At 59.9% G+C, this 23816-nt stretch carries 23 protein-coding genes; 8 read left to right on the top strand and 15 right to left on the bottom strand.

All coding sequences use genetic code 11. From position 1 onward, the window contains the following. Positions 1-18 precede the first annotated feature (18 nt). A complete protein-coding gene (locus tag AVTE2539_RS05455; protein WP_284409440.1) occupies positions 19-1008 on the bottom strand; it encodes a Bug family tripartite tricarboxylate transporter substrate binding protein in 990 nt (329 codons plus the stop codon). A gap of 118 nt (positions 1009-1126) precedes the next feature. On the opposite strand from AVTE2539_RS05455, the gene AVTE2539_RS05450 reads away from it, so the two are divergent. The 4 genes from AVTE2539_RS05450 to mobH all read left to right on the top strand — a co-directional run bounded on the left by AVTE2539_RS05450 (position 1127) and on the right by mobH (position 6263). After that, positions 1127-1978, top strand: a complete 852-nt coding sequence (locus AVTE2539_RS05450) for a helix-turn-helix domain-containing protein (RefSeq protein WP_284408720.1) — start codon at positions 1127-1129, stop codon at positions 1976-1978. Between the two features lie 175 nt (positions 1979-2153). Continuing rightward, positions 2154-2987 (top strand): hypothetical protein, encoded by an 834-nt coding sequence (locus AVTE2539_RS05445; protein ID WP_284408718.1) that lies wholly within the window; start codon positions 2154-2156, stop codon positions 2985-2987. A gap of 71 nt (positions 2988-3058) precedes the next feature. Then, a complete protein-coding gene (locus AVTE2539_RS05440) occupies positions 3059-4234 on the top strand; it encodes an MFS transporter (protein ID WP_284408716.1) in 1176 nt (391 codons plus the stop codon). A 130-nt stretch (positions 4235-4364) separates the two neighbouring features. Continuing rightward, on the top strand, positions 4365-6263 hold the full coding sequence (gene mobH, locus AVTE2539_RS05435) for a MobH family relaxase (RefSeq protein ID WP_284408714.1): 1899 nt from the start codon (positions 4365-4367) through the stop codon (positions 6261-6263). Between the two features lie 353 nt (positions 6264-6616). On the opposite strand, the gene AVTE2539_RS05430 is transcribed toward mobH, so the two are convergent. The 5 genes from AVTE2539_RS05430 to AVTE2539_RS05410 form a co-directional block, all read right to left on the bottom strand. Further along, the gene (locus tag AVTE2539_RS05430; protein WP_284408712.1) at positions 6617-7081 is read right to left on the bottom strand and encodes an STY0301 family protein; all 465 of its coding nucleotides are present in this window, start codon (positions 7079-7081) and stop codon (positions 6617-6619) included. A 24-nt stretch (positions 7082-7105) separates the two neighbouring features. Next, positions 7106-8092, bottom strand: a complete 987-nt coding sequence (locus AVTE2539_RS05425) for a hypothetical protein (RefSeq protein ID WP_284408710.1) — start codon at positions 8090-8092, stop codon at positions 7106-7108. Positions 8093-8340: 248 nt separating this feature from the next. Further along, positions 8341-9057 carry a hypothetical protein gene (locus tag AVTE2539_RS05420; RefSeq protein ID WP_284408708.1) on the bottom strand — a complete coding sequence of 239 codons (717 nt, stop codon included), beginning with the start codon at positions 9055-9057 and terminating at the stop codon, positions 8341-8343. Continuing rightward, positions 9054-9758 carry a hypothetical protein gene (locus AVTE2539_RS05415; RefSeq protein ID WP_228316171.1) on the bottom strand — a complete coding sequence of 235 codons (705 nt, stop codon included), beginning with the start codon at positions 9756-9758 and terminating at the stop codon, positions 9054-9056. Before AVTE2539_RS05415 ends, AVTE2539_RS05420 begins: the two co-directional genes overlap by 4 nt. A 259-nt stretch (positions 9759-10017) precedes the next feature. Next, entirely contained in the window at positions 10018-11253 is a 1236-nt protein-coding gene (locus AVTE2539_RS05410) for a DUF1444 family protein (RefSeq protein ID WP_284408706.1), read from the bottom strand. 309 nt (positions 11254-11562) lie between these two features. Here AVTE2539_RS05410 and AVTE2539_RS05405 point away from each other — a divergent pair, with 309 nt between their 5' ends. The 3 genes from AVTE2539_RS05405 to AVTE2539_RS05395 are packed head-to-tail and all read left to right on the top strand — an operon-like array spanning position 11563 to position 13250. After that, positions 11563-12195, top strand: coding sequence for a hypothetical protein (locus AVTE2539_RS05405; protein WP_284408704.1), 633 nt, complete (start codon positions 11563-11565; stop codon positions 12193-12195). Continuing rightward, the gene (locus AVTE2539_RS05400; protein ID WP_228316168.1) at positions 12192-12527 is read left to right on the top strand and encodes a hypothetical protein; all 336 of its coding nucleotides are present in this window, start codon (positions 12192-12194) and stop codon (positions 12525-12527) included. The genes AVTE2539_RS05405 and AVTE2539_RS05400 overlap by 4 nt, the downstream gene beginning before the upstream one ends. Before the next feature lie 6 nt (positions 12528-12533). Further along, positions 12534-13250, top strand: coding sequence for a LysE family translocator (locus tag AVTE2539_RS05395; protein ID WP_284408701.1), 717 nt, complete (start codon positions 12534-12536; stop codon positions 13248-13250). Between the two features lie 633 nt (positions 13251-13883). On the opposite strand, the gene AVTE2539_RS05390 is transcribed toward AVTE2539_RS05395, so the two are convergent. Next, entirely contained in the window at positions 13884-14846 is a 963-nt protein-coding gene (locus AVTE2539_RS05390; protein ID WP_284408699.1) for a beta propeller repeat protein, read from the bottom strand. Positions 14847-15242: 396 nt separating this feature from the next. Here AVTE2539_RS05390 and AVTE2539_RS05385 point away from each other — a divergent pair, with 396 nt between their 5' ends. Further along, positions 15243-15506: a hypothetical protein gene (locus AVTE2539_RS05385; protein WP_228316165.1), complete on the top strand. Its 264-nt coding sequence runs from the start codon at positions 15243-15245 to the stop codon at positions 15504-15506. A gap of 8 nt (positions 15507-15514) precedes the next feature. On the opposite strand, the gene AVTE2539_RS05380 is transcribed toward AVTE2539_RS05385, so the two are convergent. The 8 genes from AVTE2539_RS05380 to AVTE2539_RS05345 all read right to left on the bottom strand — a co-directional run bounded on the left by AVTE2539_RS05380 (position 15515) and on the right by AVTE2539_RS05345 (position 23685). Then, positions 15515-16375, bottom strand: coding sequence for an AP2/ERF family transcription factor (locus AVTE2539_RS05380; RefSeq protein WP_228316164.1), 861 nt, complete (start codon positions 16373-16375; stop codon positions 15515-15517). Between the two features lie 235 nt (positions 16376-16610). Beyond that, positions 16611-16973: a hypothetical protein gene (locus AVTE2539_RS05375; protein WP_284408695.1), complete on the bottom strand. Its 363-nt coding sequence runs from the start codon at positions 16971-16973 to the stop codon at positions 16611-16613. Positions 16974-17116: 143 nt separating this feature from the next. After that, a complete protein-coding gene (locus AVTE2539_RS05370) occupies positions 17117-18247 on the bottom strand; it encodes a hypothetical protein (protein WP_284408694.1) in 1131 nt (376 codons plus the stop codon). Positions 18248-18276: 29 nt separating this feature from the next. Continuing rightward, the gene (locus AVTE2539_RS05365; RefSeq protein WP_228316161.1) at positions 18277-18753 is read right to left on the bottom strand and encodes a hypothetical protein; all 477 of its coding nucleotides are present in this window, start codon (positions 18751-18753) and stop codon (positions 18277-18279) included. Next, positions 18753-19742, bottom strand: coding sequence for a hypothetical protein (locus tag AVTE2539_RS05360; protein ID WP_284408693.1), 990 nt, complete (start codon positions 19740-19742; stop codon positions 18753-18755). Before AVTE2539_RS05360 ends, AVTE2539_RS05365 begins: the two co-directional genes overlap by 1 nt. Before the next feature lie 6 nt (positions 19743-19748). Next, positions 19749-20108 (bottom strand): DUF4150 domain-containing protein, encoded by a 360-nt coding sequence (locus AVTE2539_RS05355; protein ID WP_228316159.1) that lies wholly within the window; start codon positions 20106-20108, stop codon positions 19749-19751. Further along, a complete protein-coding gene (locus tag AVTE2539_RS05350) occupies positions 20098-21441 on the bottom strand; it encodes a DUF2169 family type VI secretion system accessory protein (protein ID WP_284408691.1) in 1344 nt (447 codons plus the stop codon). The genes AVTE2539_RS05355 and AVTE2539_RS05350 overlap by 11 nt, the downstream gene beginning before the upstream one ends. A gap of 9 nt (positions 21442-21450) precedes the next feature. Further along, complete coding sequence (locus tag AVTE2539_RS05345) at positions 21451-23685, bottom strand: type VI secretion system Vgr family protein (protein ID WP_284408689.1); 2235 nt, start codon at positions 23683-23685, stop codon at positions 21451-21453. Positions 23686-23816 lie beyond the last annotated feature (131 nt).

Genomic DNA, 23816 nt, shown 5'->3' with positions numbered 1-23816 from the left:
GCTGGGAGTGCATCGTGCTCACTCCACCTTGGCACCGACCGCGCGGGCGATGCCGCCCCACAGGGCGATGTCGGCACGGATTCGCTGCGCGAACGCCTGGGGCGTTCCGGCCACCGGGGCCACGCCGCGGGCGAGCAGATCGGCCCGGACTTCCCGGTCCTCCAGCACCCGGCTCAGCGCCGCGTGCAGCCGCTGGATCACCGGCTCCGGTGTCGCCGCCGGTGCCATGAGGCCATACCAAAGCTCGGGACGGAAACCCTGCATGCCCGCCGCCGCGAAGGTGGGAAGGTCCTGGAACACGGCCGAAGGCTCGGTGATCGCCAGGGCCTGCATGCGCCCGGCGCGCACCTGCTGCACGAGCGCCGTCGGGTTGTCGAACAGCACCTGCACCTGCCCGGCCATGAGATCGGTCTGCGCCGGTCCGGCGCCCCGGTAAGGCACATGCGTCATCTCCACCCCTGCTCGCTGCTTGAACAGTTCCGCGACCAGGTGACTCGCACTGCCGTTTCCGATGCTGGCGTAGTTGATCGTGCCCGGGTGGGCCTTCGCATGGGCGATGAATTCTGCCGGGGTTCGCCCAGGGAACCCTGGCGCAGTGACCAGCACGAAGGGAGTGGTACCCAGCAGGCCGATGGGCACCAGGGCGTTGGGGTCGTAACCGAGTTTCGGATACACCGCCTGGGCAGAAGCAATGGTCGTTGTCGTGGCAGCAATCAACGTGTAACCGTCTGGCGTGGCCTTGGCGGCGGAGGCCGTGCCAACGGTTCCGCCAGCACCGGCGCGGTTGTCGATGACGATGCGTGCAGCAGGTCCCAGGGCGGCCTGGAGTTTCGGGGAGATCGACCGAAAAACCACATCTGTGCCCCCGCCGGCAGGAAACGGGACGACAATGGTGATGGGTTTGCTAGGGAAATCCTGCGCGTTCGCGATGCGGGAAGTAGCAGATGCCAAAGCGAGGCATGCCGACAATATGCCGAGGCGCCAAAAGCGCTGAGATCGAAGAGTCATAGCAGTTCTTTCAAAAAAACGCAGTGGATGAAACGCTGCAATTAATTCTTCGCGAACACTGAGTGGAGCGCACATCCGATTGCGACATCACTCAGCACAATCGCGACAAGGGATGGATATGCAACAAGAATTGGGACCGCAGGGATTGCGGGTGTCTCCCTTTCGGGAGCAGTTGCGCCATGGCTCTACGCTGGTGGCGAATCACCGGCAGGGCTATGCAGCGTCACCTCACACGCACGATTGCGACATGCTGTTCGTGCCGATGCAGGGACGGTTCGAGATCGTGGATGCATGGGAGCGCAGCCTGCAGTCGTCGCCTGGCGACTTTTTGTGGCTTGCTGCAGATGCGGCCCATGCCACATCTGCCCAGACGTTTCGGCAGACGCACCTCGCGATCTATGTCGACCCGGAACTTTGGTCTGCTGTCTTGGAAGCACAGGCCATCGTCCGACCCTCGCAGGGCCTGCGAACGGGAAGTGCAGCACTGGGCGCGCTCTCGCGTCGCCTGCTCGACATTGCAGTACACGGTCGCGAGATCGATACCACCGCTTGGTGTGGTGCGGTGGTGATGGAAGCCGCGCGACTGTGTTCGCACCCGGTTCGGAACACCGAACCGCACCCTTCGCGGCACATCGCCAGCCTGCTTGCCGACCACATTGAAACCGACCTGGATCAACCACTCGCGCTGGATGCGTTCGCACGCACTCAGCGGCTGTCGCGCCGCCAGGTCGAGCGCTACTTCCGCCTGCAGTACGGCCACTCGCCCCTGGAGTTCCAACAAAGCAAGCGTCTGCTGCGCGCCAAGTACCTGCTGGAAAATACAGACGAATCGGTGCTGTGCATTGCGCAGCAGGTGGGCTGGGAGTCCGGCTCCTACCTGGCACGGATCATGAGGAAATCCTTCGGGATGTCCGCTTCGGAGTTGCGTGCGCATACAGAGCGCAGCGCCTGCGCACCGCGTACGAAATAACGCACAAGCGTTTCAGGGAAGCCTGATTCAAGCGGCAGCCGCCGACGCATAACGTCGGGGCTGCGAGCAGTCCGACGCACCGTTGTTTGCCATCGCGCCCCTGCTCGGAAGCCACCGCGGCGCCGAGAGCGCTGCCACGTGGTCACCTTCCGCGCGACCGCAGAGGACAGCGCCCATGAAACGCATCAACGATATCGTGGAACCGGAAATCGCCTTGATCCATGCACCGCAAGCGCAGCAGGCGCTGCGCAACGCCTATCGTGATTGCACCGAAAGCCTGCGACGTATCGAAGAATTTTTCGACGCCTTCAGCACGATGGCCTGGCATCCTGACGCCCGGCGCATCTTCTTTCACAACTGGCGCAGTCCGGGGATCGGATCGGCCAGTTTCTGCGCCCTGGCCTTCCGCGTGCTCGAACAAGCCGAGCACGCACCACAGCATCGCCAAGTGCTCTTGTTGCGAACGGCGGCCCGTGTGTCCGAGGTGTCGCGCGAAGACGTGGGCATCGGCACGACCAACCACCAACTGCTGTACGACCGCTTCGCCACCGGCCTGACCGGCGATGACCAATGGAAGCTGGATCGGTACCGCATGTCCGGCGCCAAGGCATATCTCAATGCCTCGCGGCGCTACCGGGAAAACGGAGAAGATCTCGGGGTGGCCATCATCCGTTCGCTGCCGGAAGAGCTCTACAACCACGGTGAATTTGCCTATGCCACGCCCTGTTTCGTGGCTTGGCGCCGTGATCGGCTAGGCCGAGGCCAGGAAGGAGTCAAGGAGGATTTGCAGTTCCTCCACGATCACCTGGGCACCACGGAAAGCGGACACTTCGCTGCTCTGGTGCGCGGCATGGAGGACTACTTCGCCGCAGCACAACGGGAGCCTGACTGGCAGTTGCTATACCAAGCGAGCCGGCAGCTGATCGAGAACATGGCGACCCACTACGGGCTGCTGATGCAATACATGCAAGCGGCACACACCCGATCCGAACTGGAAGCGGTGGCCTGATCCAGGCGCAGCCACCAGCGCCCGATGTGCGGCATGTTCTCGCAAAATCCTTGCATCCGAGGAGCGCCCGCATGCACACCCGCTGGAAGATTCTCGCCGTGTCCACGGGCGTGCAGCTGTGCGCGGCGCTCGGGACACAGAGCATCGGTGCATGGGGTGTGTTCGCGCAGCAGCGTTTCGGGCTCACCCATGCCCAGCTCGGCCTGCTGGCCACGCTCTGCGGCGCCATCACCATCCCCGGGTTGTGGCTGGCCGGCTGCGCCCTGGACCGTCACGGAGAGCGATGGCCGGTCGCCGCTGGCGTGTGCATCGTGGCCGCTGCCATGGCCTTGCTGGGACTGGCCGACAGCTACCCCGCCTGCCTGGCCGCGATGGTGCTGCTGGGCCTGGGCTACAGCCCCATCCAGCCGGGCAGCAGCCGGGTCGTCCACGGCTGGTTCCCGCCGGCGCAACGCGGACTGGCGATGGGCATCCGCCAAGCAGCGTTGCCCCTCGGAGGGGCACTGGCAGCGCTGCTCTTTCCTGCGCTCATCGGCGCACGGGGCTGGATGGATGCGATGGGCAGCGCAGCGCTCCTGATGGGCCTGGCGGGTGGGGCATTCGCCTGGGTTCATCGCCCGGCACCGATCGCCGCACCGCATGCTGCCCCGCGTGCCGGCCCGGCGGGGCACGCCACGTCGTTGCCCATGGTAGTCGGCGCCCTGCTGGTCCTGGGACAGACGGCCATCAGCGTGTACTGGGGACTGTTCATGACCCATGTCTTCGCGCTGCCGCTGACAACCGCGACAGCGCTGCTATTCCAGGCGCAACTGGCCGGAGCCGTGGGCCGCATCGTCCTGGCACGCGCCAGCGATCGGCATCCCGGCCAGCGATGGATGAGCGTTGGTGGATGCGCATGGGGATGTGCGGCCGTCATGGCCTGCGCCGCACTGCTCCCCGCCTCGGTGCCGCTGACATGGCTGGTCAGCCTGAGCTGCGCGGCGGGCTTCTTCGGCTTTGGCTGGTATGGGCCCTGGGTGGTCTGGCTGACGGAATCCGCGCGAGCAGACCAGACCGGCCGAGCACTCGGCGCAGCCATGGCCATGAACCAGGTGTCGATCTCCCTGCTTCCGCTAGCGTTCGGATGGAGCGTCGATCAGGACGACGGGTATCGCCCGGCATGGTGGGCATTGTCAGCCAGCACTGTCATCGCTGGCCTGCTGTGCGGATGGACAGGGAGAACAACCCAGTCCATTGCCAAGCAATGAGACGTTCGTGCATCGCACTCTATCGGCATCGCGCGGTGCCCGATTGGTGCCGGACAGCAAGGAAGGACCTGCGCCACCCTGCGGCTGGGTTCGCCATCTCGGTGCAGCCCCATCCTGCCGACGGGCCTGCATGTTCAATCTTTTCCAACGCTCGCGGGCGAAACGCCCAAACGCATCGGCTCTCGTGGCCACGCCGCCCTCCGCGGCCCCCTCCAGCCTCGTGTCGCCGCAATCGGCGCAGGCCCTACTCTCCACAGCCCGTCGCCAGCGCCTCATCGAGCACATCTGGCAGCGCACCTCGCTCTCGCGTGCGCAATTCGACCATCTCTACCGGGCGCCGCTGCAGCGCTACGCCGAGTTGGTGCAACAGTTTCCCGCTTCCGAGAGTCACCACCACGCGTACCCGGGCGGCATGCTGGACCATGGCCTGGAAATTGTGGCCTATGCGCTGAAGCTGCGGCAGTCGCATCTGCTGCCCGCTGGCGCCACGCCCGAGGCCCAGGCCGCCCAGGCGGAGGCCTGGACCGCTGGCGTGGCCTACGCTGCGCTGGTGCACGATCTGGGCAAGATCGCGGTCGACCTGGAGGTCGAGTACGGTGATGGGAGCGCATGGCATCCATGGCACGGCCCGCTGCTGCGCCCGTATCGATTCCGCTATCGCGCCGGGCGCGAATATCGCCTGCATGGCGCGGCTACCGGGTTGCTCTACGTGCGCGTGCTGGACCGGGACATCCTGGACTGGCTCAGCGGTTTTCCGGACCTGTGGGGTCCGCTGCTCTACGTCCTGGCAGGTCAGCACGAACATGCCGGCGTGCTGGGCGAACTGGTCGTGCAAGCCGATCAGGCCTCGGTCGCGCAATCGCTGGGCGGCGATCCCGCCAAAGCCCTGGCCGCCCCTCGCCACGCCCTGCAGCGCAAGCTCCTCGACGGACTGCGCTACCTGCTGCGCGACCAACTGAAGCTCAACCAGCCCGAAGCCTCCGATGGCTGGCTGACGCAGGACGCCCTCTGGCTGGTCAGCAAGACCGTCTCGGACAAGTTGCGCGCGCACTTGCTGTCGCAAGGCATGGAGGGCATCCCCACCAGCAACCTGGCGGTGTTCAATGTCTTGCAGGAGCATGGCATTGCGTTGCCGACACCCGATGGCAAAGCGATCTGGCGGGCCACGGTCCGAAGCGACGGCGGCTGGTCCAAAACGTTCACGTTTCTGCGCCTCTCCCCTGCCCTGGTCTGGGATGCCTCCGAGCGGCCGAAAGCCTTCCATGGCCAGGTGACGGTGGTGGAGACGGATATGAAGGACGATCTGGCGCCGGTGGCAGCGGCGGATCATCCAAGCCCCTCAGCATCTCCGCCGCAGGCGCCTGAAAGCGAAGCCGCTGGCCGCCCACCCACCGCCGCGGCCCTCCCCTTCCCATCGGCCCCACCGCCGCACGATGGAATCGATGCGCTGCTGGCGCTGATGCAGCCGGACGCGAAAACGCACGAGGACGCGCCGCAAACGCCCTTCGAAACTGTCGCGCCGGCCATCACTCCGCATGGTGGAGGCACGGCATCCACCACCGACTGCGCTGGCCTTCCCGCCGATGGGCAAGCCACACCATCGGGCAGGCATTTCCTGAGCTGGTTGCGGCACAGCATCGTGAGCCGCCGGCTTGTCATCAACGATGCCAAGGCGTTGGTGCACACGGTGGCGGACACCGCCTACCTGGTCAGCCCGGGTGTCTTTCAGCGCTATGCGCAGGAGCATCCAGAGGTCGTCGCTTTAGCCAGGCAAGAAAAACTGCCCGAGTGGCAGTGGGTGCAAAAGCAGTTTGAAAAACTGCGCGTGCATCGCAAGCAGCGCGACGGACTGAACATCTGGACATGCGAGGTCGCCGGTCCTCGCAAAACGCGCAGGCTGCATGGCTATCTGCTCATTGACCCCTTGATGGTCCTGCCGCAATCCCTTCCTGGCAATCCGTATCTCGTCTTGAAGGAGCCGGCGCCAGAATCGGAGGCTGATAAGGGCGAAGCAGCCGTCCAGGGCTGACGCTTTCCACAAGTAGCCATTGGATGGCAGCGCGCACAGTCAGGATGCGTGATAGCGCCCTTGCGCCGGTCCGGCTATAAAAGGGACCAGCAGCCGAGGTATCCCTACCTGGCCCGCCCGGTGGATAGCCATCGGCCCGAACGTTGCTGGTCTTTGTTGTCGGCGTGCTCGGACCTCGTCACCGAGCTGCGGGCTGTAACGGCCCATCCGACATCCATAGATTGCCGCGGACCATCGAGCGCCTCCATCGGGTCACCCCTGACCGGCTTGTAAGAAGTCACTGACTGCTTTGTAGGGTGGATCGCACGCACGCCTGATTGCAGTCACACAAATCAAAGCGAAGGGCCTAGCGCTCATTCGCACTCGAAATCAATGTCGATCAGATGCTGGTCGCGGCCCTTGCGCGTCGTCGCCGTGCAAGACCTGACGTCGTCGCCGACGCGCTTGTAGATCTGCACCGCGCCAAGGGCGCCGTATTCGCACACCAGGTAGATTCCATAGGGATTTCTGCTCTCAAATTTCCAGACGCCCTCTGAGACCCCCGATGATTCCTGCTCATCGCCACCGTCAGGGATCAGCGAGGCCAAATCGCGAGGGTGCCCTGAAAAGACACCCATGGAAAAGAATGGCAAAGACCCGTCTCCCTTGAGGATGGCCTGGGTTCCTTCCGGTACATCCTGGGTTTGCAGGACCGTCTCTGAAACAGCCAGTGTCGTTGGACACTTCAACGTGTCCTTGGCAAACGCTGCACCGCATAGCAGCACCCCAGCCAACGACATTGCCGCGATCGCAGCGGTTGAAAAACGTTTGGATGACACGCGATGACTCCTGATGCGTTGGGCTTATGGGTTGGAGGGCGAGGACGACAATAGATGCGTGAGCGGAAGCGAGTGCGCCGGGCCGCCTGGACGGCACTGGCGAAGTCGCTCGGTCTCCGTGGTGACCTGGGCTGGCTCCCAGGTCACCCGGATCAACGCGTACCGATGCGGCACCGCCCATTGATTCGGACCGGTATCGATCGCGCTGTATCCAGTCAGGCAGTCCGAGGCGGACCTGGCTACCCTTGCCGCGCTCAGGGTGCGGTAAGAACCTGCGACGACGGCCTGCACCTGCGGCGGCGGAGGTTCCTCGGAAAACACCTGCTGTTCGGTATCCCACTTCAGCTGACGAGCAAGCACGTCATCTGCAGCATCATCGTCAGGCGAGAAGAACAGCGAGACGTAGACCGGGGCATGGCGCTTGGGGATCGCGACCCAGGATACGTGAGGGCCCTGCGGCTCGACCTTGGACCACGCCACTTTCAGATCACCCGATACCGCGGTCAACAGGGCGTGCTGACGTTTCGGATGCTCGAACCCCGCAGTCTGCGTCACGAGCAGTGCATACGCACCCGTTTGCTTGCCCGGCTCAAGCGGCACCGCGCCGGCGGAGACGGCGACCTGATCCTCCTCCAAGCCCGTCGTCCAGACGCGTGGCAAAGCCGCTCCGAAGAATGCGATGGGTTCAGCGGTGTGCGTCTGCGCAGCGGCTCCCCATGCCGGCGCGCCCGACGCGTACCACGTCAACCTGACCGGTCCATGCGTGTTAACGCCCATCTTCGCGTGGCCTTCTGCAGACTCTGCTTGCGATGTCCTCGCGACCAAGCGCACCTCAAAGGGACATGCGGCGTCGTCGCATGGGACAAGAGCGAGCTCGTAGGTCGAACGGCGTCCGCCATCCGCGCCGATGTCCGCGGGAAGCGACTCCAGCACCTGGCGGCTCGGATCATCGGGAGCGCACGCATCGACGGATCCCAGCATCTCCACCACTGGTAACACACCCATCATCATCGCAGGCACGATCGCCCTGCCAACATACTGGCCTGGAGACAACCTATGCCGAATCCATCGACGTACGCAGTCCTGCACCACCTAGCTCCTTGCGCCTGAGAAGTTGCCTGGCTTGAGCCATCCGACCCCATCAAGCAGACCATCGTGTCCTCCCATCCGCCGTCGAGTGGATGCGATACGCGAGGCGATGCGCGGTGCATCCGTCGACCAACGGCAACCCCACGAGCAGAAAATCGGCAGGCTTTCGCTCATCGGGGAGAAGGGCTTGCGGTGTAGAGATCCGATGCGACACGAGGCGGGTGCACGACGAGGGTGCTGTACCCGCGGTAGCTGCCGGTCTTGAGCTGGTCGGTCACCCAGACGATCCATTCGGGTGCTTGGCCCGTTCCATGGTCGATGATGCCCACCACCTCCAACCGGAAGAACTGCCCCGGTGTTTCCACTTGCACGGTGCTGCCTTCGGATCGAACGTCTCCGGGAAGCAACGCAATGAGCGTGCGCTTGCTGGCATCAGTGCGATTACGCAGCGAGGAAGGGAATGAGCGCAGGTCCAGCTTTTCGTACAGGGTTTTGCCCTGTTCGCCGGAGGCTGCGGCCTTCTGCGCGACGAAGGGCTTACCCGCAATGATGCGAATGCTGTCGCACAACCGGTACTCGCTTCGAATCTCGAAGTTGCGAGTCGATTCGGCTGGCTTGCTTGTCGACAACAGATCCGAATACTCCAGGCAGTTCTTGGCCGAAGCGCCGTTGTCGAACGCGAGCGGCGTGCGCCCGGCCGGCAGGGTTGCTTTGAGGTTTTGCAGCGCCGAGAGCAGTTCCGGGTTGATGACATGCACCACACCAGCAGCGTTGTCGGCAGCAGCACTGGTGTTGGCAGCATGCAAAGCACCGGTCACCATCACCGCAGCGGCAAGGGCTATCGCCCGTTTCATTCGCAGCGCTCGCGCAAGCAGCAAAGGGATCAATCCAGGTTCATCGGCTGTTCGGTGACATGCCTGAGCAAGCAGGGATGCAGGTGGTCCTTCGGATAAATCCAGGGTGCCTCTTCCTCCGTGCCCGCCGATGCCAAACCGAGATCACGGTCAATCGCATCGAAATAATACTTTTGCGACAAGCCATCCAGCCGGGAGATCACATGCTGGGGAATCGGGGTGCCGTCGGGCTGCCGGCTCCAACCGGTCTTCTGGATGGTGAACGATCTCCAGATCGGATCGGTATTGAAGTTCGTGGCGCTGGAGGACAAGGCCACGTAGTCCGTGCCGTCTTCGTCCTTGTACTTGACGACCTCGCGCAGCACCCTGAGGGATGGCACGTCCTCGATTTCATCGGGATTGCGGCGATCAAGAATGTAGAAATAGAACATTGTCTGACTGGCCAGATCGTACTGAATGATCAGTTCGTCCGACCCCGGATGCAGATAGTTCTCCAGCGTTCTGCGGTAGCGTGAATCCGGAGAGGGATGGCTTTTCTGAAAATTCAAGAACGACGTCAGCGTCGCCGACTGGCTTCGAGCCTCGGCCAGCGCCTCTTGATACTCCCGATCAATCGCGCGGTTAGCGAGGATGTAGTTGATATCCTGCACCAGCGCTTTACCGTGGTCGTCGCAGAAACGCTCGAATGACAGTGGGGACAGCGAAATTGCAGCAAAAATACCAGTCGGATCCATGTTGACCTTCGATGACGGTTTGCACCAGGTAGCGGCTGCGCACGAGCCAAACCAGTGTCGTGCAAGCACATGCATTTCTTCAAGAAGACGAGCGAGAAGGACCACGCCCTACCCCGTCTTTTTCGGCTATCGCATGGGCCCTCAGCAGATTAAATAAAACGGCCTGTACACGCTGCTGGAGCGATCAGCATGACTGGCTGTCCGAGATCAGTCTCTCAAAACCGATTCGGATGAACTCCTACTCCAATCAAGTGACCCCTCATAGCTCGGCCTGCACCAATTGCTGCAATTGCACTGAACTGGGAAAGCTGCGCACGCGATAGCGCGGCGGGTAGAAATCTGGCTGCAGCTCCATCAATGCACCGACAACGCCGACCGCCTGGTTCCACCGCACCACCACCACGTCGGCATCGCCTTCCTCGTTAGAGGTGACGAAGGCGATGCGGTCGGCCTTAGGCAGCAGGATGTCTACATCTTCGGTCCAAGTGGCGAGCGAGAATTGATGGCCGCTCCCGTCGTTTTCCTTGTACAAGCGGTAGGACGCGACAAAGATGTCCAGCTGTTCGGTCTTGTGCACCGCCTGCAGCAACTCGTTCTGCATGGCATAACTGGAGGCGTCCATCATGCGCCGCAAGTCGTCTTGGCGACGCAGGTGCTGGGGCTGCGACAGCGCGAAGGGCACGATGCGGCGCTCTTCGTATGTGTAGGCTAGCGCGGAAATGCAGCGCCCTTGACTGGCGGCTTCGATGCTCAGTTCCAACATGGCCGCCATCGGCGCTTCGTCGCGGTCGCCGACGACCAGCAGGCAGTCGCGGGTGGGCAGCATGAACACAGGGCGTCCCCTGACCGCTACGCGCTCGATCACGTCGGGCAACAGCACGCGACTGGTATCGTAGGCGTCCTGCCAGGCGCCCCGGAATACGCCCGGGGCCACCTCTACGAAGCGGTCTGAGGTGGCGTCGCGCAGGTTGTCATGAGCGATGGCCAGACCTTGTTCCAGGGTGATGCCCCATTCTTGATTCGGCCCCTGCAACAGGGGGGAGACGGACTCAGTGCGGTCGACGGCCAGCAACTCGACGCAGTCGTCGGCGATGTCGCGGAAGACGACAGTGAACGCGGCGTCGGGACCGTGCTCACGGCGGTGAACCAGCCGCATTTCCTCTAGCATGGCGCGATGGCGCAGCACCGGCATCAGTGTAGGCCGCACCTTTTCGAACGTCATGGCCTGGCTTTCTCCGTTGTTCCCTTCCATGAAGGCGGCGACATAGCTGCGGATCGCTTCGTCCCGGTGGCGGTGGTCGGAATTGCTGTAGGTTTGATACAGGTTGTGGAGATTGATGGTGCGACCATTGCGACCGACCAGTTGGAACGTGTCCGGATCGTAGTCCATGTCTTCTCCAGCGCCCTGCGCGCGCAACGCGGCGAGGAATCGCTTGGCAAAAGTGTCAGGGCCGGGTTTGCGGTTGAATAGCATGTCGAACAGTGCAGCGAACATCAGCAGTGGTCCTCGGCGAATGGGGTCATGCGTGCGCTCGGCCAGAACATAGTCACCCGGCCTTCGCCTCTGTAGTAAGTAGTCCCATACGTCATCTCTTCCTGACAAACATGGGCAGGCAAACTTGCGGCTGTCATACGGTATCTAGAAATCTTTGGAAAAATTAACCCGAATCGCCGCACAGTTCTTCTTCGATAAGGAGACGAGCGAGAAGGACCGTACCCTACCCCGCCTTCTGACGTGCCGCATATTCGACCATCGCTCGTGCCGCTGGCACACTGGCGCCTTCGAATCGATGCAGACTGCCCCATGCTGCCCGCCCTGAACGTGCTGCTTACCGTGCTGGCCGGTGCCGCGATGTGCAGCGTAGGCGCCGCATACGCCGTCACCCATGACCGGTCACCGGAGTGCGTCAAGGCACCGGCCCTCACAGGGGACACGGCGTTGTGCACTGCGCAGCATGGCTTGCTGAAGCTCACGTATGAGCGCGCGTCTGGCCGCATCGTGCTGCAGGCGCCCACTGCACGAAAGACCGTGCTGGAGACCATCCCCCACCCTTACGACCCCGCACGGGTTGGCGCGGAGAACCTCATCCGCTGGCTACCAATGAAGCTGCAGCCTTATCTCGCACACGGCAAGCTGCTCTATTTCTCCGCACGCCGTTCATCACCAGGCGATGGGCATGGCTACTGTGGCGCGGGTGCCGAGATCAGCGTGACCGCGGTGAACCTGCGCCCCGTGCCGAAGGTCGAAGGACATGTTCCGGTGTCCAGCTGCCTGGACAACATTGAACTGGCAGCCAGTAGCGGCAACGATCTGAGTCCCTACACGGTCAGGGATGGGAAGTTGACCATTGCATTCAGCGCCTATCCGGGCCGCGGACAGGCTGTGGCTCAGATCAACGACGATCTGACAGGACTCGACTTCTTGGTATCTCCATGATCTTCGATCCGCCCCTGATCCAACGCAACCTGTTCGCCATGAAAAAGCTGATTCGCATCGTTCTCCATGCTGCGTCCCTTCTCGGCCTGATGGTCATCGCACTCACCGGGCGGAAAGATGACCTGATCTACGAGATGGACCCGTCCATCCCCCCGCATGCCATCGAGCATGGCTCCGGCAACCACGTCGTCGTAGCCGGAGTTGTGTTTGCGCTCGTGGCACTGGTGCAGGCGGTCCTTGGCGTTAGAACCCGCTCGCCGTGGGAACGGACGCTCTCTGCCAGCTTGATCATTGTTGGGATGGTGCTTGTTGCGCTGAGTTCGGCAAGGTGACGTCGTGTGTACGGTGACCTTGATGTCTACGTCGACGCCAGCGTTGTCACCCACTTTTATGCAATCTTTCACTTGCTTCGAGAAAATGGATCTTCGATGGCAGCCAATGAAATGCTCTTTCTGAGCAGCATCGCCAGCCTTTACTTGATGCTGGCAATCAGTCCAGGCCCCAATTTCCTGGTGATCACGGCAACGGCCATCAGCCAGTCCCGGCGCCAGGCATTGTGTGTGGGGCTGGGTGTTTCCACGGCCAGTGTGGTGTGGGCCAGTCTCGCTGCGGTGGGCCTGGGCGTGGTGCTTGGGCAGTACCACTGGGCCCAACAACTCCTGCGCGCGATCGGCGGTGTCTATCTCGTCTACATCGGCATCAGGATGTTCCATGGAGCGGATCGACCGATCACGCAGCGCGATCAAGCTCCCGCAATGCAAGGCTCATGGCAGGCATATCGCTACGGCCTGGCAACCAATCTGACGAACCCCAAGACACTGGTGTTTTTCAGCAGTGCCTTCGCGACACTCTTCACCCCGAACCTGGCCTTATGGGCCAAGGCAGCCGCGGTACTGGTGGTCGCGGCGATCTCGCTCACCTTGAACACCGTGATCGCCAATGCGTTTTCTGCCGACGCGGCCCGCAAGCGTTACGCGACCGCCAAACCGATCATCGACCGATTGACCGGCGGGCTACTGATCTTCTTCGGCGCAAGACTTCTTCTACCCAAATAGGAACCCTGCAGCCATGTTCGCTGCCAGATCGTCCTGGCTTACGCCATGATGTTCCGCCTGCATCCGCTCCAACGCAATACTCTCTCAATGAAACGGACTTGATACATGTTGACCGGCATGCTTCTGCGGACCTACTTCTCCCTGCACCATGCACAGATGGCGGCATACCATGCCAGAACAGCCGCGACGCTTGAGCTCGATGGCTCTGAAGAAAACGCAAGTGCAATGAGCGCTCACGTCTCCGGCGCCGTGATTTGCGCAGGCGCCTTCATCGACGCTACCGCCAACGAGCTTTCCGAAAACGACGGCCGACCACGCAAGGACATCCGTGGAGTGCCTGCATCGATTGTGCGGCCTGGGCCATCAACTCCGCTACCGAGTTTTTGGATGACTTCTTCTCACGCTTGGGAAAGCCCCCGAACCACGACCATCTCCGCCACCGAATCGACGTACATCGCCAGTAGTTGCCTTTCCTCAGGCAACGGGCCAACCACGTGCTCAAGTCTTCTTTTTTAGTGGCTTCGGCCTGACCTGCTGCGTGTTAGGCGATGCCGTAGACCATCTTGCAATAGTCGACGGTATAGATGATGAACGCATCGATCTGGCCGATCATGCCCTTGTTTCTCGGATTGGCTAATTGTCCGGGTGAACCAGTTCTCTCCAATCGCCCGACTGCAAGATATGGATGCTCTTCGGACCGACGCAAAGCAGAACATCGCCCACCACCGACACGTCCTCGCACTCAGGCACCATGTTGATCTTTTCCAACCGACTCTTCGGCGCCTGCGGATCCAAGCGGAACAAGCCCTGGTTGGATGAAAAATACAAATGCCTGCCGAAGAAGGCCATGTTTGTCAGGAGCATGTTGTCATCGTAATGACTGACGTCTCGAAAGCCTTCAGCGGCGTTACCACGCATTACCGCTCCATTGAATCCACAGGCCCACACTACACCGCCCGGCATGCACATCACCGCCATGAGGGTTTCATCGGTAGAGGTTTCACAAGCTATCCAGTCGTGGCCGCCGTAGTGGTAGATCCCCTGCCCGCCGGCAACATACAGGTCGTCGGCGCGGTAGCCATCGATGTCCGACAGATCGTCCCCCACAATAGGGGAATGCAGCGCGAGGTCTGCCTTCAAAAGCGGTGCTGGCTTGCGCAATGTGCCTGCCATGTCGCTCCAGCCCCGGCCGTTCCGCCGGTAGATCTGACCACCACCTCCACAAACATACAACGAACCGTCGATTTCCTTGAGCGCGTTGAGGTATCCGTAAACAGGTCCCTCCGGCTCTGCCAATCCCGCGCCTTCTATCTTTTCGGCCAGCTGGTCACCGGGCCAGTAATAGAGGACTTGCCCCTGCCTGGAGAGCACGGCATAGCGGCGCTGGCTGCCGAGCGCCCGGTGCACGACGCACATGTCAACGGCAGTGAAATACGGCATGTCGGTGTGACGCCAGGTGTTGGGGGCCTGAGCATCAAAATAGAAAAGCCGAGTGAACTCTTCGCTGGTGTCGAGGGCATCAGGTTTCGATGCGATCATGTAATAGTCGCTTTCGATGGCGGTGCAACGGCTGAAAGTGATGGCGACTGCGTTCATTGTCTTAACCCGCTATCGCAGCGGGCCTCCTTGCGATGTTTTTCCTGGACCGATCTTTGAGAAATCGATGGGTATTTTTCCGCTGAGGTCTGCCCGCACGACCGTATCAACGTCCACCCCCTTGAGCTTATGGTACGCAAGTAACTGCGCTTCAGCAGGATGGGGTTGCAGCCTGTGATTTTCCCTACCGAAAACGCACCTACTGCTTCTAGTAAACCGAGTTCTGCTGTGCCTAGCGGGCTTGCCAGCCAAGCCCGCCGCTCACCCAGAGTGATCAGGCGCCCGCAATGGGAGGTCCATGGCAGGCCTACCGCGACGGTTTGGCAGCCAATCTGACGAACCCCAAGGCACTGGTGTTTTCCAGCAGCGCCTTCGCGACACTCTTCAACCCCAGACTTGGCCTTCTGGGCCAAGGCAGCCGCGGCACTGGTTGTCGCGGCGATCTCGCTCACCTTGAACACCCTGATCGCCAATGCGATTTCCGCCGACGCGGCTCGCAAGCGCTACGCCACCACCAAACAGATCATCGACCGGTTGACCGGCGGGCTGCTGACCTTCTTCGGCGCAAGACTCTTTTATCCGAATAGAAACTTTGCCGCCATGTGCGGCCAAGCCGAGTCGGCCTTCACCTACGCAGTCCGTTGCTTGCCACAGCATTAGCAACCTTGCTAGCGCCCTAGGGCATCGTGCGCCTCGCGCTCCCAGGCTTGGCGTTGCGCGATGGCCAAGCGCTCGGCTTCTTTTTCACCATAACGAAGCACAGAGAAGTACCTTCGCTTGGGTAATCCCTCTGGTTTGGTGAACTGAGCCACTCGATACGTCACCCTCCGCACCTGTCCGTTGCGCAGAACCGTTTTGACATTGACAGTACCTACACCTGGAACTCTATCGGTCTGCAGGCGATACGGATTGGGCGCGGGCTCCTCCTTGTTGGGAATGATGCAAACAGCAGGCTCATCATTGCCGCGCGACGACCGGAGGTCGAGCTTTTCGTCGTGGTAAATGACGTGCCCATGAACCTGCTTGAGCAATTCAACGCGTGCCCCAATTGCCAGTTGTCTTGCTTTTTCCTCGCCATATACGCGCACTGCGAACTGCCGCGTCTTGCATGTGCCGTCTTCAAAGTGGATAGAGGCTTTCCATTCGCCCATTTTCGTGCGAAACACACCAGGCACACCGCTGGTATTCGTTGATCGGCGAATGGCGTGTGCCTCTTGCTTTGTCAACGGCGGGAAACGTTCATTGACCTCAGCCCTAAAAGCCAGTGCAGCTTTTAACGCTTCTTCCATGCTGCCAAATGCCTTCGCGCTGAATTGACGCCCAATGACGCTTCCACGACGGCGAATGCTTACACGCCAAGCGGACGGGACTGAGTTGACAGTGCGCATGCTAATTCCATAACGTTTTGTCTGGGCGGTCAACCCCAGCCAAGCGTTAAGTTGTACAAAAGGATGATCTTTGGCGCCTTCACCAATCCGCTGTTCAACATCTCTGTTGTGCAAAGGGGCGCTGATGATGCCAAATACCATACTGTTATGCCTAGTAAATCGGATGAAAAAATACCTGCCGGGCGCAGGCCTGCGAGGGGAGATGCGGCTTTAAAACTGACCCGCAGCAATGCTTCTGCTGCGACGCCAGGTAATTGAGCGCGCCGTCGCCATTTACTTATCTAAGTTTTTAGGATTAGCATTCCGACCGTCGCGGTAAGTGAGCATCGTCATATATAGGATGAATATGACTAGAGGAGGTGCATACCTATAGGAACTAAGGTTGTGTCTCTAACGTAAGCTCGGCCTGAATGTGGTTGACATCCGCATTGACGTACGAATAGTTTGATTCCGTCCAATACGGCGAATTCACCCCCGATACATCAAATTCAAAACCCCCCGGAATGTTGACTGTTGCTGTAAAATAAAGAGCAGAGCCATCGTCTGACGTGTATTCAAACCAAATCATTAATATATCGACATCATTACTATAAACGTGGCAACTGCAACTTGAAGTTTGCGGCAGGTCAGTAGGACGGTTATCCCAATGCGCTCCAGCGCCATTGTGCCCGTAATTGGTCAAGGTTAAAGAATGATTAGAGGAGTTCGTAATTTTCAAGGTTATGCTGTGAATGCTCATCATGTCATCCTTGTCAATGGAAAAGCGATAATCCTCCCGATGCTGCCGTCAGTCAACCTAGCCGACCGACTTCACACTTTCCAACCTAACGACCACTTAGGCTCGCCTGATAAACCATTTCACAAATGTTTTCTAAAATTATTTTAAATCACTGTACGAAGTGGCTCTTTCAAAACAGAAGCAGCGCGTACTGGAGCGTGAAGTGTGACTCTGGCTAACTGCCAATCGATGAGGCTGAATACGGCTTGCACAACTATTCCTGAGCTTACGTGCCAATAATAAGACAGCAGTTGTTCGCTCTCAGCTACTTTTACGGGTGGATGTTCTGCCTTGGCAATCGCCACGTCAGGGCGGTCACCAAAGTGCATACCGAAAGGCAGGTCACCGAGATATCCCGAGGAACCGAGGTCGCCCCGTCGCTTGTAGGTAATGGCCGATACGATCTTGTCAGGCAGCTCGTGAGGACGGTTTGCTGCCCCAGTGATTTCCTTGAAGTAAATGACAATGCCATGTGATCGGGCTCGGCCACTCATTTCCTCGGGGCAACCGATGTCCTCATCGATTTCGTTGCTCAGTCCCAGGCTCGCAAGGAAATCCTGCACCTCCAGCGAATCCGAGGAATGCCCGAGTTGAGCCAAGCCCGGCATGGTGTAAGGGGCGTTGAGAGGAATATCCAGTAACTGCGGGTCTAGCATGACGTCGTCGAAAACGTTCTTGCGCCGGATATGAACGTGAGCCAGAGGAGAGTCCTGCCCATCATTCTGAAAGCCAAAGTTCAGAACGAAGTCGTCGACGACAAAGAGGTCCGTGGAGGTTTCGTAAACGGTTCGGCGGGCCAGTGGCGCACCTAACGCCGCATATGCGGCATCTGATCGTCGGGTTGTCATGCGCACGTCCCGGAAAACCGGACCTTCGAATCCCTGGTAGATCTGAACACCTTTAGCGAAAAACGCAATCTGTTCTAAAACGAACGCTGCTTCAACACCACACGGGGATCGATGCACCAGATCATAGTCTTCGCGGGGCTGGAAGATCAGGCAGAAGCCGTCCCGCTCAGACTGTACGACCATAGACTCCTTGGACCGACGCATCAGCTCGTATTCCACATCCGTATCGCCATTGTCTTCGACTAAACCTTCACTCTCTACTTGGTCGGGAGTCATAGGGCGGTCGTGAATATATTTCTGGACGAGATATGCCTCCAAGCGATGGGCTTCGGAAGAGCAACCTAATAATTCGATCAAAGCCAAGACGTCACCGATAAAATCAGCCATCACAACCCCTAAATCTCTGCGCCTTGCCTTCAATCACAAAGTCCGTATTTACGCTTTCCATTAGTTGGCACGCCAATCTGGAAGAACTGCAGCTTTTCCCCTTCGAAGGCCACTGTCCACACGAGTCCATCAAGGAAGTAACTGTCATTGTCTGGTAGGCGCCTTTTCAGATTTTTAAGTTTGCTCTCAATTTCGCTACGCGAATCTGTGGCATTAAGGCTATAAGGCAAAGGGCCAGTATAAATTCCGTGATCCTGCCCCTCATCCAGCAGCATGATCTCTAATTGATAAAATACAAAAGTACCTTCACTTTTGGGCGTAATGCCCAAGCTTTCCACGCTGATTTGGAAAGACATGGTAAGCCCAGTACCTTTTATCGGAATAATGGTATCAAGCGACTTTCCTATTTTTGGCCGTTTTTTGACCCCTGACGCCGTCAGGTAAGCATCGAAAGGCTTATAGATACTGCCGTGCCCTAAAAAACCGATCATTTCAATCGCATTCATTATTTAGCCTTTATTGCGCTATCAATCGCATCCTGAATGTATTTATCCCAATCCATATTCCTCAACTCTTCAGCCGCTTTGTCATAAGCATCTTTGCACCCGTGATCTTTACCCTCCATAGCTTTTGATATTTTCTCAGTATTTCTTTTCACCGCGCCCTTCAAGTCTGATGCGTCTTTCTTGATCTTCTCAGGAGTATTTTTGTGCCTCCAAGTGTCTCCGTCAGAATGTATATCAGGCGGAATGGCGATGGTCGGAGCCTGATTTCTAACTGCGTTTAGAATTTTCTTCGCCTGAATTTCATTTATTCTCATTCCGCTCTCGCGCAACTCCAGGATTTTTAGCTCCGCAGCATGCTCTAGCGCGGCACCCGAAGGCGTGTGGTCCTTTTCCAGGCCACTGCCCTTCAGTGACTTTCTGTCGTTATAAGGCACCTTCTTGCCGCAATCCTTGTGCCTCTTGGGCTTTCCCGTGTCCTTACCGCCTGCATTGCCCTCCGCCTTCTTCGCAGCAGCTTCTTCCGCCTCCTTGGCCTCCCGCTTGGCCAAGGCCTCTTCCGCCTCGCGGGCAGTTTTCTTGCCTACTGCCTCAACTGCAGCGTCAGCGGCTTTCTTACCGTACTTTGCGCCCGTGGAGGCCATGCCCGCGCCAGGAATCATGGCCGCCGCGCTGATGGCAGCATTGACTTTATCGCCCTCCGCCAGATAGATCAAAGCATTGGCGCCATCCGCGATTTCGCCGGCCCCGGGAATCAGCCCGACGACATCCAACCCGGTATGCACCACGTCGCTGCCCCAGCGACTCCACCAGCTTTTCTCGGGCTCGGTGGGCTTGATAGGTGGGGCGCTGTTGCCGTGCGGATTAGGCGCGGTGTCCGGGACCACGATGCCCGTGGTGTTGCCGATCGGACCCGGTGACGGATAGTTATTGGGCTTGACGCGCGCGTTGCGTGTTTCGGCCTCTGGCGGCCGGGGTCTTTTGGACGCCATAGGGTGTTACGGTTTCTTCCAGTTCATCCACATCTTGTCGGCGGTACGCACGATGGCCCGCCCGTTGACGTACACGGATTTGCTGTGGTCGATGTCGTGACTGATGAAGACGTTGGTCTGGCTGACCACCCCCTTTCCCTGTCCAGGTTCATCGCCCATCACGTTGTCCACATAGCTCTGGTTGTGCAGATACACCGGCTTTCCCTGCAAGAAGACGTTGGGCGAGCAATGCTGGCTTTGATCCAGCTGGTGGGTGATGGGATATGGCACCGGCACGCCGTTCTTGCTGGGCGTCAGGCAGACGTCGGGCGCGAGCGAGACGACGCGAAAGCGCCCGTCCTTGGCGACGATGTTTTCATTGGCCATGGCTGGCGCCCCTGGTTTTTTGCGTGGCCTGCGCTGCTTGCTGCATCGCCTCATCGAGTTGCATGCCAGTGCCTGCAGGCCAGGTGCCCAATTCCAACTGCCGCACATCGGTCTTGGCGCTGACGACAGCGCGACGCACGATGCTGAGCGTGCCCGCTTCCAGATCCAGGATCACGGTGTCGATGTGCATCGGCGCGAACATCAGCACACCGACCTTCAACCGCACCAGCAACTGCAAGTCCTGGCGGGGCAGCGTGAAACGGTAGGGGCCCTTGTGCCTTGCTGCCGCCGTGAAATGCACCAACACCACTTCCTCACCGCCTTGCGGATAGTCGATCTGCTGGTCCTCGGGTGCGCAGTTCCAGTAGCGGTAGTCGTGGTCGAGCGGGCTCCTGGGCCACTGGGTCTGCTTCCAGCGCTCGTCGTGGGTGCCGGCCAGCGCCACCCGCGGGGACCACCAGCGGCCTACCGGCCCGACACCCACGACGGGATAGTCGTCCTGCCCGGTATAGGGGCGATTGAATGCCTCGATCTGCGGTGCGGGCCGTTCGGCGTCGGACATCGATGCATCGGTGATGGGCGGGGATCCCAGCGAGGCACCGTCGCGCCGGAGTCTGTCCAACGCCTCGTTGGCTTGCACCACCGCGTCGGGCAACCGCCCGCAACCGATAGGGTTGGCGGGGTACAGCGCCGGCAGTTGCGAATGCGCCTTCCGTGCAAATTGCCGCGATGCGTCGGGCATGCCGCCGTCCAGTTCGCCGTCCGCACAGGCCTGCAAGGCATTTTCCTGGCGGATGACGTTGGGGCCGCCGAAGGCAGTTTCGTAGCGCAAGCGCACACGGGTAGTCGGCTCGGGATCGGTCAGTTGGAGCATGCCCAGTGCGGCGACGGACCGGGCAAAACGGCGCGGGCCGGTGACATGGAAGGTCTTTTCGATGGCGCTTCCGAAGCGAAATCCCACTGGCCAACGGGCCAGCGGCGTGCCTTCCGGCGAATGTGCTGTTGCATTGACCAAAAGCACGTCGCACCTGGGCTTATAGGGCGCGTAGTCGCTCTCTTGCAGAAGGCTACTTTCGTTGACCTTGCCCTGGAACTGGTCCGCTTGGCACAGCGGTAGCTGCTGCTCGGGCGGCAGCAGCACCGGCTCCATGCGTCCGTTCTTTTCCTGAAGTTGGAGCAATGAGTACGAGATGCGTGTGACCACCACATGGAAGATGTCCCCCTGCGGATCCACATGCTGGAAGTATTGGCTCGGCCAAGGCGTATGGTTGATGACTTCTGGAACGCCCGCAGCATCGATAGGGCTGGGCAAGGTGTGCGATGGGAGTGCCATGGCGTCGATTCAATTGAGGTCGATGCGCTTGGAATCCAGGCCAATATGCTTGGTCCCCACCACATCGATTTCCTTGCCGTTGACGGTGATCTGCCCGCCTTTTTCCATCTTGATCACCGAGGCGCCGCATACCAGTTCGATGGAATCGCCTGCCTCGATGCGGATTACCTTGCCGGTCGTCTGGCTCCAGTTTTCTCCCACCTTGGTGGTCTGGCTCTGCCCCACGGTGACCGAGCGGCCCATCAGCACGTTGGTGCTCTGCGTCAGCCCCACGTTGACCACCATGGCCGCGCCCACGTTCACGTTGTAGGCCGCTCCGATGTTCATCATCTTGGCCAGGCCCACGTTCTGCAGATAAGCCAAGCCAATGGTCTCGGTCTTGAAACTACCCACCTTGATCGACCAGTTATTGCCGATCTTGTCTTTCTCGTTGCGACCAATGGTCTGAGTTCGGTTCTTGCCGATGCTCACCGTCTCATCGATCCCCACGTCGCGCCGACGGTTGTCGCCCACGGACAGGGTTTCGTTATGGTCCACGCGCCGCTTGCGGTCGTTGTGGACGGTCTGGGTTTCGTCGTTGTCGATGGTGGTCACGCGGTCGTGGTGCACCGTGCGGGTTTCATCGTGGTCCACCACGGTACGCAGATCGTGGCCGATCCAGCGGTCCTCGTCGTTTTCCACCTCGGATAGTTGGTCCTTCTGCGCGTGCAGCCACAGCTGCTCGGCCCCGGCCTTGTCTTCGAATCGGATGGCATTGGCATCGCCCGCTCCGTTCTTCAATCCGTCGCCAAATGCGCCACCCTTGCTCGATTTGGTCTTGATGCCCGATTGCGTGGCGTTGCCGGGCAACGACCACGGGGGCATGTTGTTGGCGTTGTAGACGCAGCCGGTGATGATCGGGTAATCGGGGTCTCCGTTCAAAAAATCCACCACGACCTCGTGGCCGATGCGCGGGATGAACATGGCCCCGAAGCCGGAGCCGGCCCAACTGCTGGAGACGCGCACCCAGCAACTGGAGTTCTCGTCCATCGCACCCACGCGGTCCCAGTGGAACTGCACTTTGACGCGCCCGTACTGGTCGGGCCAGATCTCTTCGCCGGGCGGACCGACGACCACAGCAGTCTGCGGGCCGGTGGTCTTGGGTTTGGGCGTGGTGCGCGCCGGCGTATAGGGCAACGTGGTCGGCTGCGCCTGCAGGGTGAACTTCTGAAACGAACCCTCCTCCTGCGGCGTGCCCTTCGGCCCGGGCGCCGCGGCGCTGACCTGGGGATTTTCCTTGAAGTGGTACTCGAGGCTGGTGAGCAGGTACTGCTGGTTCTGGTCTTCGCGGGGGTAGTTCTCCAGCGTAAAGGTATAGCCAGGTGCAAGGGCCCTGTGGCGCGATTGCCCACGCACGATGCTGTGACCCGTCAGGCTCTCTTGCAGACGAACACGGGCATAGGCCTCACCGTCGCCAAAGTCGGTATAGCCCCCAGGCCATTCGTACATCTCGTAGCTGTCGTGCGCATGGCCCGGCGGGGTCTGACGCATGTTGGAGAGGTCCGCCCGGGGTTTGGTGAAGTCGTAGTCGTCGTTGTAGTGCCGTCCGGAGTGGATGCTCTGACTCAGTTGCCAGGCGTGGATGTTTTCCTTATCAGCGACCGCCGCCTTCTCCGGCGGGTAGAACGGAATCACCGCCGCCCCTGGCAACGGACTGTGCGAGGCGACGATGTCGTCGGCCAGGGTCAGCGTGTGCTGGCCCGCATTGTGCTGATGGAAGTAATAGATGCCCTCGTGCTCCATGAGGCGCGAGACGAATTGGTAATCGGTTTCGTTGTACTGGACGCAGTAATCCCAGGTGCGATAGCTGCGCGTCAGGCGTTTTTCCATGGGGTAACCATATTTCCCCAAGACCTGCTCGATGATTTCCGGGGCAGTCTTTCCCTGAAAAATCTTGAAATCGCTCTTGCGGGTGGCCAGCCAAAGCCAGGGACTCAGTTCGAGCCGGTAGGCGTAATACCGATGATCCTCACCCTGCATACCAAATCGCGTGACGATTCCATCGAGATGTCGCACCCCACCCCCCTGCGTTTCCACCACGACGGTGGCGTTCTTGCCCAGCAACGCCTTGGGATCGATCCCCTTGCTGTCGCTCAACAAGTCGATATCGAAACGAAACAATTGACTGATGGCCTCCTCCCCCTTCAACTGCCTGAATTGCAGTTGATCGCCAACGGGAGTTTGAATCGTAACGCGCCGGGTCATTTTCCATGGGCGTACCCGTGAAGGAAACGCAGTTGTATCAATTGGCGCGGATATTAACGTGCAACCGATAACATACGCCCTTCCCCTACGAGGGAATATGTGTATTCAAATGTTATTTCTTATATTTTAGA

The organism is Acidovorax sp. SUPP2539, assembly GCF_030158975.1.
In the GTDB taxonomy this organism is placed as follows: domain Bacteria; phylum Pseudomonadota; class Gammaproteobacteria; order Burkholderiales; family Burkholderiaceae_C; genus Paracidovorax.
This window is presented reverse-complemented; position numbering and strand designations above follow the sequence as displayed.